The sequence below is a fragment of the Serratia sp. 201 genome (assembly GCF_037027545.1).
Taxonomy (GTDB): Bacteria; Pseudomonadota; Gammaproteobacteria; order Enterobacterales; family Enterobacteriaceae; genus Serratia; species Serratia bockelmannii.
The window spans coordinates 1,233,112-1,246,371 of sequence record NZ_JAXCHC010000001.1 but is presented as its reverse complement, the minus strand read 5'-3'; the positions used below and the strand labels follow the sequence as shown (position 1 = coordinate 1,246,371).

At 59.3% G+C, this 13,260-nt stretch carries 10 protein-coding genes; 8 read left to right on the top strand and 2 right to left on the bottom strand.

The window, feature by feature from the left end; all coding sequences use genetic code 11:
- Window positions 1-151: 151 nt before the first annotated feature.
- The 4 genes from ychF to WA302_RS06415 all read left to right on the top strand — a co-directional run bounded on the left by ychF (window position 152) and on the right by WA302_RS06415 (window position 7,548).
- Complete coding sequence (ychF, locus tag WA302_RS06430) at window positions 152-1,243, top strand: redox-regulated ATPase YchF (RefSeq protein WP_025302489.1); 1,092 nt, start codon at window positions 152-154, stop codon at window positions 1,241-1,243.
- 299 nt (window positions 1,244-1,542) lie between these two features.
- Window positions 1,543-2,127, top strand: a complete 585-nt coding sequence (locus WA302_RS06425) for a TetR/AcrR family transcriptional regulator (RefSeq protein ID WP_025302488.1) — start codon at window positions 1,543-1,545, stop codon at window positions 2,125-2,127.
- 917 nt (window positions 2,128-3,044) lie between these two features.
- Window positions 3,045-4,211, top strand: a complete 1,167-nt coding sequence (locus WA302_RS06420; RefSeq protein ID WP_233494390.1) for an efflux RND transporter periplasmic adaptor subunit — start codon at window positions 3,045-3,047, stop codon at window positions 4,209-4,211.
- Between the two features lie 10 nt (window positions 4,212-4,221).
- A complete protein-coding gene (locus WA302_RS06415; protein ID WP_025302486.1) occupies window positions 4,222-7,548 on the top strand; it encodes an efflux RND transporter permease subunit in 3,327 nt (1,108 codons plus the stop codon).
- 54 nt (window positions 7,549-7,602) lie between these two features.
- Here the strand turns inward: WA302_RS06415 and WA302_RS06410 are convergent, their stop codons facing one another.
- On the bottom strand, window positions 7,603-7,971 hold the full coding sequence (locus WA302_RS06410; RefSeq protein WP_261456512.1) for a tautomerase family protein: 369 nt from the start codon (window positions 7,969-7,971) through the stop codon (window positions 7,603-7,605).
- 92 nt (window positions 7,972-8,063) lie between these two features.
- Between WA302_RS06410 and WA302_RS06405 the strand changes: the two genes are divergently transcribed.
- Window positions 8,064-8,279: a hypothetical protein gene (locus WA302_RS06405; protein ID WP_261456304.1), complete on the top strand. Its 216-nt coding sequence runs from the start codon at window positions 8,064-8,066 to the stop codon at window positions 8,277-8,279.
- A gap of 1 nt (window position 8,280) precedes the next feature.
- Here WA302_RS06405 and WA302_RS06400 read toward each other — a convergent pair whose 3' ends face one another.
- Entirely contained in the window at window positions 8,281-8,964 is a 684-nt protein-coding gene (locus tag WA302_RS06400; RefSeq protein WP_230203365.1) for a helix-turn-helix transcriptional regulator, read from the bottom strand.
- A 375-nt stretch (window positions 8,965-9,339) separates the two neighbouring features.
- Between WA302_RS06400 and WA302_RS06395 the strand changes: the two genes are divergently transcribed.
- Genes WA302_RS06395 through WA302_RS06385 form a run of 3 tightly spaced genes read left to right on the top strand, consistent with a single transcriptional unit; the run spans window position 9,340 to window position 13,237 of the window.
- Window positions 9,340-9,873 (top strand): fimbrial protein, encoded by a 534-nt coding sequence (locus tag WA302_RS06395; RefSeq protein ID WP_043141548.1) that lies wholly within the window; start codon window positions 9,340-9,342, stop codon window positions 9,871-9,873.
- A 59-nt stretch (window positions 9,874-9,932) separates the two neighbouring features.
- Window positions 9,933-10,685 (top strand): fimbrial biogenesis chaperone, encoded by a 753-nt coding sequence (locus WA302_RS06390; RefSeq protein WP_225735568.1) that lies wholly within the window; start codon window positions 9,933-9,935, stop codon window positions 10,683-10,685.
- A 20-nt stretch (window positions 10,686-10,705) separates the two neighbouring features.
- Window positions 10,706-13,237 carry a fimbria/pilus outer membrane usher protein gene (locus WA302_RS06385; RefSeq protein ID WP_261456303.1) on the top strand — a complete coding sequence of 844 codons (2,532 nt, stop codon included), beginning with the start codon at window positions 10,706-10,708 and terminating at the stop codon, window positions 13,235-13,237.
- Window positions 13,238-13,260 lie beyond the last annotated feature (23 nt).

Below are 13,260 nucleotides of genomic sequence, written 5' to 3'. Positions count from 1 at the left end.
AAACCGGTCGCCCGCGCTGCACTCGCCCCAGCCAAGCAAGTCTGATCGAGATAAACGCCCATTACGTGTATAATGGCGGCATTATTTTGCCCTTTATGCAGTTGGTTAAATATAACCGACTGATAGTTAAGATATTTAAGGTGATTACAACATGGGATTCAAATGCGGTATCGTCGGCCTGCCTAACGTAGGCAAATCCACCCTGTTCAACGCGTTGACCAAAGCGGGCATTGAAGCAGCCAACTTCCCGTTCTGCACCATTGAACCGAACACCGGTGTGGTGCCGATGCCCGATCCGCGTCTGGATAAGCTGGCCGAGATCGTCAAGCCGCAGCGCATTCTGCCGACCACCATGGAATTCGTCGACATCGCCGGCCTGGTGAAAGGCGCGTCCAAAGGTGAAGGCCTGGGCAACCAGTTCCTGACCAACATCCGCGAAACCGAAGCCATCGGCCACGTGGTGCGCTGCTTCGAGAACGACAACATCATCCACGTCAACAACAAGGTCGATCCGGCCGAAGACATCGACGTGATCAACACCGAGCTGGCGCTGTCTGACCTGGACACCTGCGAGCGCGCCATCCACCGCGTGCAGAAGAAAGCCAAAGGCGGCGACAAAGACGCCAAAGCCGAGCTGGCGGCGCTGGAGAAATGTCTGCCGCACCTGGAAAACGCCGGCATGCTGCGCGCACTGGATCTGACCGATGAAGACAAGGCGGCGATCAAATACCTGAGCTTCCTGACGCTGAAGCCGACCATGTACATCGCCAACGTCAACGAAGACGGCTTCGAGAACAACCCGTACCTGGACACCGTGCGTAAAATCGCCGACGCCGAAGGCTCCGTGGTGGTTGCCGTGTGCGCCGCCGTGGAATCCGACATCGCCGAGCTGGAAGACGAAGAGCGCGACGAGTTCATGGCCGAACTGGGCCTGGAAGAGCCGGGTCTGAACCGCGTGATCCGCGCCGGTTATGAACTGCTGAACCTGCAAACCTACTTCACCGCCGGCGTGAAAGAAGTGCGCGCCTGGACCATCCCGGTGGGCGCCACCGCCCCGCAGGCGGCCGGCAAGATCCACACCGACTTCGAGAAAGGCTTTATCCGCGCCCAAACCATCTCCTATGACGATTTCATCACCTACAAGGGTGAGCAAGGCGCCAAAGAAGCCGGCAAAATGCGCTCCGAAGGTAAAGACTACATCGTCAAAGACGGCGACGTAATGAACTTCTTGTTCAACGTCTAATTCCTTCCCCGCAGCGTTTTTCTCCGCTGCCGGAAACGGAAAAATCCACGCTTCGGCGTGGATTTTTTTTGTCTCCAGGGCCTGCGTTTTGGCAACCAGGACGCTGTCTCACCCTCCCGGTTCTTTCCCACTGAACGATCTTCGCCGTACGTTTTATTGCGCCCTTCATGACGGCATTATCCGCATCGCTGCACGAAAAATGGCTCTCGTGTTGATACTTTGTCCTACAGGAAAAAGCTTGTCATCTTCCGTTGCAGTCTTATAATGAGTGTTTACTCACTTATTAAAGGAGCCTCAAAGTGGCCCGTCCCCGCAGTGAAGAAAAGCAGCAGGCGCTCTTGCAGGCCGCCACCGACATTTTTGCCGAACAAGGATTAGCGGCGCCCACATCGGCCATCGCCAGGAAGGCTGGCGTCTCGGAGGGCACGCTGTTCCGCTACTTTGAAAATAAGGACGTACTGCTGAGCGCAGTCTGCGACTACCTGCTTGATGAAATGGAGTGCCTGCTGACGCAAAGCTTACAGGGCGTTTTGCCGGGTAAAGATCACATGCAGGCCGCCTGGGATGCCTACATTGACTGGGCGCTCGCCAATCCCGCCGCGTATGCGACAGGAAACAAATTGATGGTCTCCGGCAAGTTATCCAGCGCGCAGAGGGAAAGAAGCGTACGGTTCGGTGATATTTCCCAACTGGGTATTCCGTTGGTCCAGGGGCTGGATTTACCGCAGTCGAGCGAGTTTCAGGGCATGATCTGCACGGTAATGGCCAATGGCGTTATCGATATGGCCGTTCAAAAACCTCACCTGCTGGATATTTACAAACGCGCAGGTTATGAAGCCATGATGCGAGCCATTGAGCTTCCTGACGTTCATACAGCCATCTAGCTTCTTTTTTTAATTATATAATGAGTGCGTACTCACGCATTAAAAAGACACGACAATCATGCCACCCGTTTCAAAACTAAAAATGCTGCGAACACGGGCCTATCCAAGGCTCCGCCGACTCATATTCGTTTCTCTTATTCTCAGCGTGTCTTTGATCCTCTGCGCTTGCGCAACCGCACCTGCATCAGACCGTTTGTCAGGAACCCAGCATGTTCCAACAACATGGCGGGCCTCCCTGCCTGGCTCAGCGCACGTGTCTGTGTGGAATGCATGGCCCCCCGCCCGAAATGAATCCGGCGCCCGGCGCTTGCGCGCTCCGGCCGGCAAGCCCAGTCACGTAGAGAATGAGCGCGCAGCAAAAACGCCAGTTGCGCGCGCAAATTTGGAGTGCGTTCAAGCGTTATGGAATGACGCCCGCAAACTGGTTGCGACAGAGGCTGCGGCCCTCTATTACGCCTCGCGTACCTGCCGGCGACAACACGCGTTCTCTACCCAAAGCGCGCCATTGCCTGAATCCTTCGAATGGGCGATACAAACGCCCCCTCGCCGGGCGTCTCAATCTGCTCAGAAGGAAATCGCCGGTCGTGGCAAGACCGCTGCCGATGGAAGCGGGATCAACCGCCACACAACCAAGCATTCGGTTCCCTGGACGTTGGATCTATCGCGCGTGGATACCGATCCCGGTGAAAGTGTGGCGGGTTGGCAGGCTGAACCGCATGAGCATCATAGCCGCGTGCGATCGACAGTGCGGAAGTGGATACGGCGTCTGTTCACTTCGTCAGAGCGAGCAATGCTTCAACGCCAGGCTGAACCGCTGCAGGACAGCGCCGTATTCGTTTGAAATTCAATACAGAGCAATACATCGCCGCGCCGCTGGCGACAGGTTCGACAAATCATTCACCTTATGGGTTCTCCCGATGACACAACTGATAGCTAAAAACACGCGTCCCCGCTTTTGGTCTTTGCGGACCCTGCATGCAGCCGTGCTGGCGATGCCGATTGCCGCCGCCTTATCGGCCTGCGATACGCCGGCGGACAAGGTTGCCCCACCGGCAGATAAACCGACGCTGACAGTGACCCTGACAACGCCGGCAAGACAGTCCCTTTCCCGCACCGTCACGGCCAATGGCTCTGTTGCGGCCTGGCAAGAGGCGATCATCAGCCCGGAAGCCAATGGGCTGCGCGTGCAAAAACTGTTGGTGCAGGAAGGGGATGTGGTGCGCCAGGGCCAACCGCTGGCGGAATTTACACGCGACTCCGTGATGAATGACTGGCTGCTGGCGAAAGCCGATCTCAACGAAGCGAAAGCAGTCGCGTTGAATGCGCAAGCGGATGGAAAACGCGCGCGATTGCTGCGCGGTGTCGGCAGCCTGAGTGAACAGGATATCCAAAAACTGTTAACCCAGGAAAAGACGGCGCAGGCGCGTCTGGAGTCGGCGAAAGCACGCATGGCGGCCCAGCAGTTGCGACTGGACCAGACGATATTGCGCGCCCCCGACGACGGCATCATCTCCGCGCGATCGGCCACGATCGGTTCAGTTCCTATGCAAAGCACTGAAATGTTCCGCCTGATCCGCCAGGGAAAATTTGAATGGCGAGCGGAATTGTCGGCGCAGCAGCTGGAGCAAATCCAACCGGGGCAAAAAGCGCAGATCGCTTCACCTGGCGGTAACACCTGGGAAGGCGTCGTACGCCTGGCCGCCCCCACCGTCAATTCAACCTCGCGCCGTGGGATTGCCTATGTGGACATCCTTCCATCGACAGCGAAGAACGCCTCGCCGATTCGGCCCGGCACGTATGCCAGCGGTCTGATTACGGTCGGCGATCGGCAAGGGCTGACCGTGCCGCAATCCGCCGTCGTGGCGCGCGACGGTTTTCACCTGGTGTTCACCGTAGATGACGAGATGCGTGCACATCCGCTTAAAGTCGCGGTAGGCCGTCTGGTGAATGACCAGCAGGAGATCCTGTCCGGTCTTCAAGGCGCGGAACGCATCGTCGCCAGCGGCGGCGTATTCCTCAATGAGGGCGATAAAGTCCAATTGGCCAACACCACCGATGCTTCCCATTCATCGGAACCGCGCTAAGAGGCCCATCATGAATATCTCTACCTGGTCCATTCGCAACCCCATTCCGTCTATCTTGCTCTTTGTCATCTTGAGCGTTGCCGGCTTTTATTCTTTCAAATTGATGAAGATCCAGAGCTTCCCGGACATGGATGTGCCTACGGTGACCGTGTCCGCTTCTCTTCCGGGCGCTGCGCCGCCCCAGCTCGAAACGGAGGTGGCGCGCAAGCTGGAGGACACCGTCTCTTCGGTGCAGGGATTGAAGAACTTGCGTACCACGATCCAGGACGGGCTGGTCGATATCTCAGCGGAGTTTCGTCTGGAAAAACCCGTTCAGGAAGCGGTGGATGAAGTCCGGTCAGCCGTGCAAAGCATTCGCACCGAGTTGCCGACGGATTTACGTGATCCTATCGTTCGCAAGCTCAACATCACGGGCAAACCTATCCTGGCCTTTTCCATCAGCGCCAGCAAGATGGATGAGAATGAGCTGTCCTGGTTCGTGGACAATACCCTGTCGCGGCGTCTGAGAGGCGTCGCCGGCGTAGGGTCGGTCACCCGTGTGGGCGGCGTGAACCGCGAGATCCAAGTCGAACTCGATCCGGTCAAACTGGAGGCGATTGGCGCCACCGCTGCCGAGGTTTCCCGCCAGTTGCGCGATGTACAGATGGACGCGACGGGCGGGCGAGTCGATCTGGGGCGGGGAAAACAGCCGCTGCGTTTGGTCGCCCGCGTCAAGAACGTGGATGAACTAGCCGCGGTGGAACTGTCGTTGCCCGGCGGGCAACGTTTTCGCCTGGACGACGTGGCGACGCTGAAAGACACCATTGCGGAACGCAGTTCACTTGCGCTACTCAACGGCAAGAAGGTGGTGGGCTTTGAGATCACGCGCGCCAAAGGCGCCGGTGAAGTCGAGGTCGGCAACAAGGTGGAGAAAGTTCTGGCGCAATTGCGCACGGAGCGGCCTGATTTGCACATCACGCAGGTCTTCGACTTTGTACGGCCTGTGCAAGAGGAGTTCGACGCCTCCATGCACATGATCTATGAAGGCGCCATTCTCGCTATCCTGGTGGTCTTCATGTTTCTGCGCGATATCCGGGCGACGCTGATCTCGGCGGCGGCGTTGCCCCTGTCGATTTTACCGGCCTTCATCGGTATGGACATGATGGGCTTTTCGCTCAGTATCGTCACGCTGCTGGCGCTGTCGCTGGTGATTGGCCTGTTGGTGGATGATGCCATCGTCGAAGTGGAGAACATCGAACGCCACATCGGCATGGGTAAACCGCCGTACCAGGCCGCGATGGATGCCGCATCGGAAATCGGCCTGGCCGTCGTCGCCACGACATTTGCCTTGATCGCCGTTTTCCTGCCGACGGCCTTCATGTCCGGCGTTGCCGGAAGATTCTTCACGCAGTTTGGATGGACGGCGGCGCTGGCGGTGTTTGCCTCGCTGGTTGTGGCGCGCTTGCTGACGCCAATGATGGCTGCCTACCTGATGAAACCGCATGTGCGCCCTCAGCGCGATCCTGTCTGGATGGCGCTCTACCTGCGCGCCTGCCGGTGGACGCTGCGGCACCGCGGGCTCACCCTGGCGCTGGCCGGCGGGTTCTTTATTGGCTCTCTGATGCTTATCCCTCTGCTGCCCCAGGGCTTCTTCCCTGCAGATGACAACTCCCAGACGCAGGTGACGTTGGAGCTGCCGCCAGGGAGCACGCTGGAACAAACCCAGGCCATGGCAGAACTCGCTCGGCATCGCCTGGCGCCCATCCCGCATATCCGCAACATCTATACCACCATCGGTGGCGGCGCAACGGGCGGCGATGTCATGGCTTCCGACGGAAAAACCGATGTTCGCATGGCAACGCTGACGGTGTTGTTGGATGCGCGTCAAGCGCGTCCGAAGAAGCAGGTCATCGAAGGCGAGATACGCACGGCAATGGCAGCACTTCCGGGGGTGCGCAGCAAAGTGGGGTTTGGCGGCTCAGGTGAAAAATACCAATTGGTGCTGGCCGGTGATGACCCTCAGCTGCTGGCTAAGGCGGCCGATTCAGTATTAAGTGACCTGCGGCAGCTCCCCGGCCTCGGTAACATTACCTCCAGTGCCGGGCTGGCGCGCAGCGAAATCCTCCTGCAACCCAATTTCGCCAAAGCGGCCGATCTTGGGGTATCGGGCGTCGCGATTGCCGATACTTTGCGTATTGCGACCGTAGGCGACTACGATCAGTTCCTGTCAAAATTCAACGTGGAGCAGCGCCAGATCCCGATCGTCGTCAAGCTGTCAAAAGACATCCGTGAGGATATGGGATTACTGGAACGTTTGACCGTACCCGGTGCCAGAGGCCCGGTGCTGCTCAATCAGATCGTCAACATTGAGCAAGGCAGTGGACCGGCGCAGATCAGTCGCATCAATCGCACGCGCAGCGTGACCCTTGACGTAGAACTGTCGGACACCCAACTCGGGGATCTGGCCGCTCAGGTGGCGAAGCTGCCGTCAATCCAGAATCTGCCGGTCGGCGTGCACCAGGTTGTGCAGGGTGATGACGAAATGATGAAGGAACTGTTTGCCGGTTTCGGCACGGCTATGGTCGCCGGGATCCTGGCCATCTATATCGTGCTGGTTCTGCTGTTCAAAGACTTCTTCCAACCGATCACCATCCTGGCCGCGCTCCCACTGTCATTGGGCGGCGCATTCGTTGGGTTACTGTTGGCGGGGCAGTCTTTCTCGATGTCATCCCTGATCGGGTTAATCATGTTGATGGGGATTGCGACCAAAAACTCGATACTGCTGGTCGATTATGCGATCGAGTCACGTCGCGGCCACATCGGTCCGAATGGCGAAGTGCTCAATAAACCCATGAGCCGAACGGAAGCGCTGATTGATGCCTGCCACAAACGTTCCCGCCCCGTCATCATGACCACGTTAGCGATGGGGGCAGGCATGTTGCCTGTGGCTCTGGGTTTCGGCAGTGCCGACCCCAGCTTCCGCAGCCCGATGGCGGTGGCCGTCATCGGAGGATTGATTACATCCACCGTGCTGAGCCTGCTGGTTATCCCTGTCGTTTATACCCTGATTGACGATCTTGAAAACTGGCTGCGCAAGTTGCCTAGCCTGCTGGCACGCAGCAAGAATCTGAGTGGTAGGAAAAAAGCCGGGTTTTCCATGCTTTTCGTGGTTCTGCTGTATTGGCTTGCCTTCCCTGTCATTCCGTTCCTCGACATCCCCTACAAGATTGTCGTTGTCTCTACGCTTGTTGTGGTCGGTGAAACCTTGTTTGTCATTGCCATCGCCCTGCTGGGCAAAGAGTATTGGGGCCAGATCAAACACTGGTTACGGCAGAAGGTCTTTAAGCGAAAAGGTTAAGCGCTGATAACGGTTCGCGGTGGCGAAAAGCGTTTTGCCGCCGCCGCTCCCCCATCAACTTCCCTCCCACGCCGAAGGCCGATTCTCGCTGCGCCACTTCTCGCCTGCCGCCGTCCCCGGCGCCGGCGGTTTTAATCCGTCAATCGTCCACAGCGAGAACGGCGTTTCGTCCACGTGCAGTTCCCAGCGCAACCCGCGGGCGGCGATGTAGGGGTGCAGGATGCGGGTGCAGGCCGCCAGGAATTGCTGCTGCTCTGCGTCGTTGTCCATGGCGCGTGCGATATGGTCGATGGTCACCCGCACGAAATCATCGGCCGGTTCGCCGCCGAGATAGGCCGAACCTGGCGGCAGCGCGTGGAAGAACACGTTGACGTAAAAGCGCGGCAAAAAGTCCTGATACAGGGCAGTGACCTTCTGCGCAATCGCGCGTTTATCGGCAATACCAAACGCGCCCCGCTCGTTATGAGTATCTGCCGACGGAGAAGGGAAAAGATCTCGGGCTGCTGGTGATGGCGATGATTCAGATTGGCGACAAATGGAATCTGTCCGAGCTGGCCGGGCCGCCGCTGCGCGTGGTTGACCGCGTAACCGGCCACCCCGCCACCCTGCGCGCGGTGGATGCCGTGACCGGCGAATCGCTGCCGGCGCAAAACCTGGCGCTGGCGGCCGGGCCGGGCGCCGACGAAATGACGCAATGGCGGCTGGCCGTCGGCCAAGCCCCTTCGTTGTGATCTACAGCAGCGCAATCATTTTCAGCAATTCCACCCGATTGCGGATGCCGAACTTCTTGCCGGCATTGTTGAGGTGCGAATAAACGGTTTTCGGGTGCAAATTCAGTCGCCGCGCGGTCAGGCGGATATCTTCCGTACGGGCCGTTTCACACAGCACCGCCGCCTCGCCGGGCGTGATCGCCGCCGCCTGATGCCTGTTCAGCGCGCGCCGTTCGCCCGCCTTTTCCCGGCGGCTCAGCGCCGCGCAGGTCTCCCGCACCACCTGCAACGCTTCCCGTTTGTGCAAAATCGCATCCGGCTGCGCCGCCGCGATAAATGCCAGGATCAGCGGCGAAGTCTTATCGACGAAGAACAATATCCGGACATTTTTATATTCAGCGCGGCAAAGGTGAATAAACGTCAAATAGGCTTCGAACCGATAAATTTCATGGGGAAAATCCATGATAATTAAATCAGGCGCCGGGCTTATATTTTTAATAATATTAATATTGGGAGAGGATAAGGTTATCACCCCACCGCCCAATAAAGTTTTCATACCTAACCGGCACAACGACGAACCGTCGATATAAATCACTCTCACTTTAATTCTCCTTATCAGCATGAAAACATGCTTCCACACCTCAGGCGGCTTGTCGCTGCTCTTTTTTGGGGTAATTCGCCTGCAAAGCACACCGATATAAAACATCTTGATAACATGTTTTTCAAATAATCACGCAACAGCCAGTGCATTGATTAATACGCAAAAAAGGCATGAATGTTTCAAATTATTTCATTCACAAAAACTGACAACTCAATAAAAACGCAACGTAATGATATAGATCTATTTTCTATTTCTCAGGACATAAGCATAAATGAAAGAAAATGTAACAATCAACACCCTCGCCTTATTGTCTTATTCAAAACATCTATAGGGAAAATTCTTAGTTTGCTAGGATGAAAATCCATGTTTGCCGACGCGTTTAAAAAACAATTGCGCAACATGATTAACCAACAACCGTACGACAGTAATTTATTACTGCCAGGAAAGCTTTTCTCCAAAGTAAATTAAAGGGCATTTCACATGAATGTTAAATTAGTCGCATTATCCATGCTGGCTCTCTCCGGCGCCTGTGCGGCCGCTTCGTCCAATACGGTGCAATTTAAAGGCGAAGTCAGCACGCAAACCTGCTCGGTGAATATTAACGGCAATCAATCCAACCCGGTTGTTCTGCTGCCGACCGTCGCCGCCAGCCAGCTCGCCACCAAAGGCGCCACCGCCGGCGACACCACCTTTACCGTTAACGTCACGGGCTGTGCGGCGGCAACCAGCGATACGGCGATCAAAACCGTGCTGGCGGGCAACAACCCGACAGTTAACGGCAACCTGGGCAACGCGGGCGATGCGGCCAAAGTGTCCATTCAACTGCTGGACAGCGACGCCACCACGCCGCTGTCGTTCGCCAGCGGTTCGACCGTCACTACCTCTGCGATGACGCTGGCGAAAGACGCCACCTCCACCTCGCAGAACCTGGTGGCCCGCTACTACGCGGAAGACACCGGCGTGGCGGCCGGTTCGGTGATCGCCACCGCACAGTTCGCCATTAGCTACAAATAAGCCGGCGTCAGGCGCCATACCTGTTGATGCCAGCGCCGCCCTTCGCCGGGCGGCGCTGAATGACTCGCTCCCTTTATCGGTTCACGTTTATGCCGCAGATAACCCGCTCCGCCCGCCGATGGGCCGCCCTGTCGCTTTGCCTGATAAGTTTTGCCGCTACCCACGCGTCGGCCAGCGTGACGCTGCTCGGCAACCGCGTGATCTACCCCGCCGAGGCACGGGAAAAAACGCTGCAGTTCACCAACGACGACGGCACCCCGGCGCTGATGCAAATCTGGCTCGACATCAATAACCCCAAATCCACGCCGGAAAACGCCGATGCGCCCTTTGTCGCCTCGCCGCAAATCTTCCGCATGAATCCGCACAGCGGGCAGATGGTGCGGCTGTCGTTCGTCGGCCAACCGCTGCCGCGCGATCGCGAATCGCTGTTCTACCTCAACTTCCTGCAGGTGCCCGCGGTGCGCCAGACGGACAGCGACAAGAACAAACTGCTGCTGGTGGTCACCAATCGGCTGAAGGTGTTCTATCGCCCCGCCGGGCTGGCCGGTGACGCCAACCACGTTATCGATCGGCTCAGCCTGCGCCAGGCCGGCAACGCGCTGCACGTCGACAACCCGACCGGCTACTACGCCAACGTCAGCCAGGCCGCGATCCTCAGCGGCGCGAAACGCACCGTGATCCCGCAGGCGGATCTGATCCCGCCGTTTTCGCAGGCCAGCTGGCCGGTGAACGGGGAGGTGCGGCAGGTCGCACTGCGCGTCATCAATGACTATGGGGTGGAAATCACACGCACCCTGAACGTCGCGCGCTGAAACCAGACAGGGAGGTTTTCATGTTCGATGCTCGCAAGGCGACGCCGCTGCCCGCACGCTGGTATTGCGCGCTGCTGGCGCTGCCGCTGGGCTGCGCCGCCGCCGATGGCTACACCTTCGATCCCGCGCTGCTACGCGGCAGCGTGCTAAGCAACAGCGCCCTGAGTCAATTCAACCAACAGGACGCCGTCGCCCCCGGCAGCTATCAGATCGATCTGTACCTCAACGGCCAGTTTCTCGAGCGCGATCAAATTCGCTTCGTGCGTGAAGGCAAGCAGGTACTGCCCTGTTTCGATCGGCCGCAGCTGACGCGCTTCGGGCTGAAAAATCCGCCGATACCCCAAACAGCATGCCTGCTACCCGGCCGGGATTTGAAGGACATTACGGTGAACGCCGATATCTCGCGGCTGCGGCTGGATCTGGGCATTCCGCAGGCGCTGTTGAACGGCCAGCCGCGCGGCAGCGTCAATCCCGCCAGCCTGGACAGCGGCGAATCGATGGCCTTCGTCAATTACAACCTCAACCAGTACCACGTCAGCTACCGACAGGGGCAAACCCGCGATCTCGACTCGACCTACGCCAACCTGAACGGCGGGTTCAACCTCGGGCTATGGCGCTACCGCCAGCAGTCCAGCTACCGCTACGATCGGGAGTTCGGCGGCCATCTGGACACCAGCCGCCGCTACGTGCAGCGCGCAATTTTGCCCTGGCGCAGCGAAATGCTGCTGGGCGAAGGGTTTACCGACGGGCACTTCTTCTCCGGCCTGGGCTTTCGCGGCATTCAGCTCAGCTCGGACGATCGCATGCTGCCGGATTCACAGCGCGGCTATGCGCCGGTGGTGCGCGGCGTGGCGAAAAGCAACGCGCGCGTGACGGTGCTGCAGGGCAAAAGCACGCTGTATGAAACCACCGTCGCGCCGGGGCCGTTCGCCATCAACGATCTGTACGCCACCAACTACGCCGGCGATCTCACCGTGGTGGTGACGGAAGCCGACGGCAGCGTCAGCACCTTCACCGTGCCGTTCGCCGCGGTGCCGGAATCCATCCGCCCCGGCCAGTCGCGCTACTCCGCGATCGTCGGCCGTTCCCGCTACGTCGGCGACAACGATCTGTTCAGCGAAGTGACCTGGCAGCACGGCCTGACCAACGCCCTGACCTTCAACCTCGGCAACCAGCTGGCGGACGGCTACCAGGCGATGATGCTGGGCGGCGTGTACAGCAGCTGGCTGGGCGCCTTCGGCATGGACACCACCTATTCCCACGCCAGCCTGCCGGACGGCGGTGCCTCCGGCTGGATGCTGCACCTCTCTTACAGCCGAACCTTCAGCCCGACGGACACCACCTTATCCATCGCCGGCTACCGTTACTCCACCGAAGGCTTCCGCGATCTCAGCGACGTGCTCGGCGTGCGGCGCGCCGCCGTCACCGGCCAACGCTGGCAGTCCGACTCCTACCGCCAGCGTTCGCGTTTCGAGGTGGCCGTCAATCAGGGCATGGGGGCATTCGGCAGCTTGACGATGTCCGGCTCGACCCAGGACTACCGCGATCAGCGCGGCCGCGACAATCAGCTCCAGCTGGGCTGGGGGAAAACCTTCGGCAACGGCGTGGCGCTTAACCTCTCCGTCACCCGCACCCGCAGCCTGGGCTACAGCAACGGCGACTATCGCGGCTACGGGCCGTTGGATAACGTCTACAGCGCGCCGCTGGCGCAGAACACGCAAACCGTCACCGCCCTGTCGCTGAGCTTCCCGCTCGGGCGTTCGTCATCCGCCCCCAGCGTCTCGCTGCTGGCCAACCACAGCCAGGGTCAGGGCGGCAACTATCAGGCTGCGCTGTCGGGCAGCGTCGGCGACGAGCAGCCGGTCAGCTACGGCCTGAACTTCACCACCGACGACGATCGCCAACAAAGCATCTGGGGCGGCAACCTGCAAACCCGCCTGCCTTACGCCAACGTCACCGGCTCGTTCTCCACCGCGCGCCAGTACCGACAAGGCTCACTGTCGCTGCAGGGCGCCGTGGTGACGCACCGCGGCGGCGTGACATTAGGGCCGTATGTCGGCGATACCTTCGCCCTGATCGATGCGCCCGGCGCCAGCGGCGCACGGGTGATGGACGGCCAGGGCGCGCGCGTCGATCGCTTCGGCTACGCCCTGGCGCCGTCGCTGGTGCCCTATCACTACAACACCGTCGCGCTGAACCCCGAGGGCATGAACGACAAAGCGGAACTGGAAGACGGCCAGCGCCGCGTCGCCCCGTACGCAGGCGCCACGGTGCGCCTGCACTTCAACACCGTGCGCGGCCAGGCGCTGCTGATCACCGCGCAGCGGCCCGATAACGCACCGATCCCGATGGGCGCCAACGTCCTTGACACGGCAGGCAACAGCGTGGGCATGGTCGGCCAGGCCAATCAGGTGTATCTGCGCAGCGACCGGAATGCCGGTGTGCTGACGCTGAACTGGGGCGACGCGCCCAGCCAGCAGTGCACGCTGCATTACCGCTTGCCCGCCGGGGAAGACGGCCCGATTCAGCGGCTCAGCGCCCCATGTCGCTAGCCCATTAAACGTATTCTCAGGAG

Bases quoted from the DNA above. Each gene is read 5' to 3' on its own strand.
- ychF (WP_025302489.1), top strand. From the start codon at position 152: ATGGGATTCAAATGCGGTATCGTCGGCCTGCCTAACGTAGGCAAATCC.
- WA302_RS06420 (WP_233494390.1), top strand. From the start codon at position 3,045: ATGACACAACTGATAGCTAAAAACACGCGTCCCCGCTTTTGGTCTTTG.
- WA302_RS06415 (WP_025302486.1), top strand. From the start codon at position 4,222: ATGAATATCTCTACCTGGTCCATTCGCAACCCCATTCCGTCTATCTTG.
- WA302_RS06405 (WP_261456304.1), top strand. From the start codon at position 8,064: ATGATTCAGATTGGCGACAAATGGAATCTGTCCGAGCTGGCCGGGCCG.
- WA302_RS06400 (WP_230203365.1), bottom strand. From the start codon at position 8,964: ATGTTTTATATCGGTGTGCTTTGCAGGCGAATTACCCCAAAAAAGAGC.
- WA302_RS06395 (WP_043141548.1), top strand. From the start codon at position 9,340: ATGAATGTTAAATTAGTCGCATTATCCATGCTGGCTCTCTCCGGCGCC.
- WA302_RS06390 (WP_225735568.1), top strand. From the start codon at position 9,933: ATGACTCGCTCCCTTTATCGGTTCACGTTTATGCCGCAGATAACCCGC.
- WA302_RS06385 (WP_261456303.1), top strand. From the start codon at position 10,706: ATGTTCGATGCTCGCAAGGCGACGCCGCTGCCCGCACGCTGGTATTGC.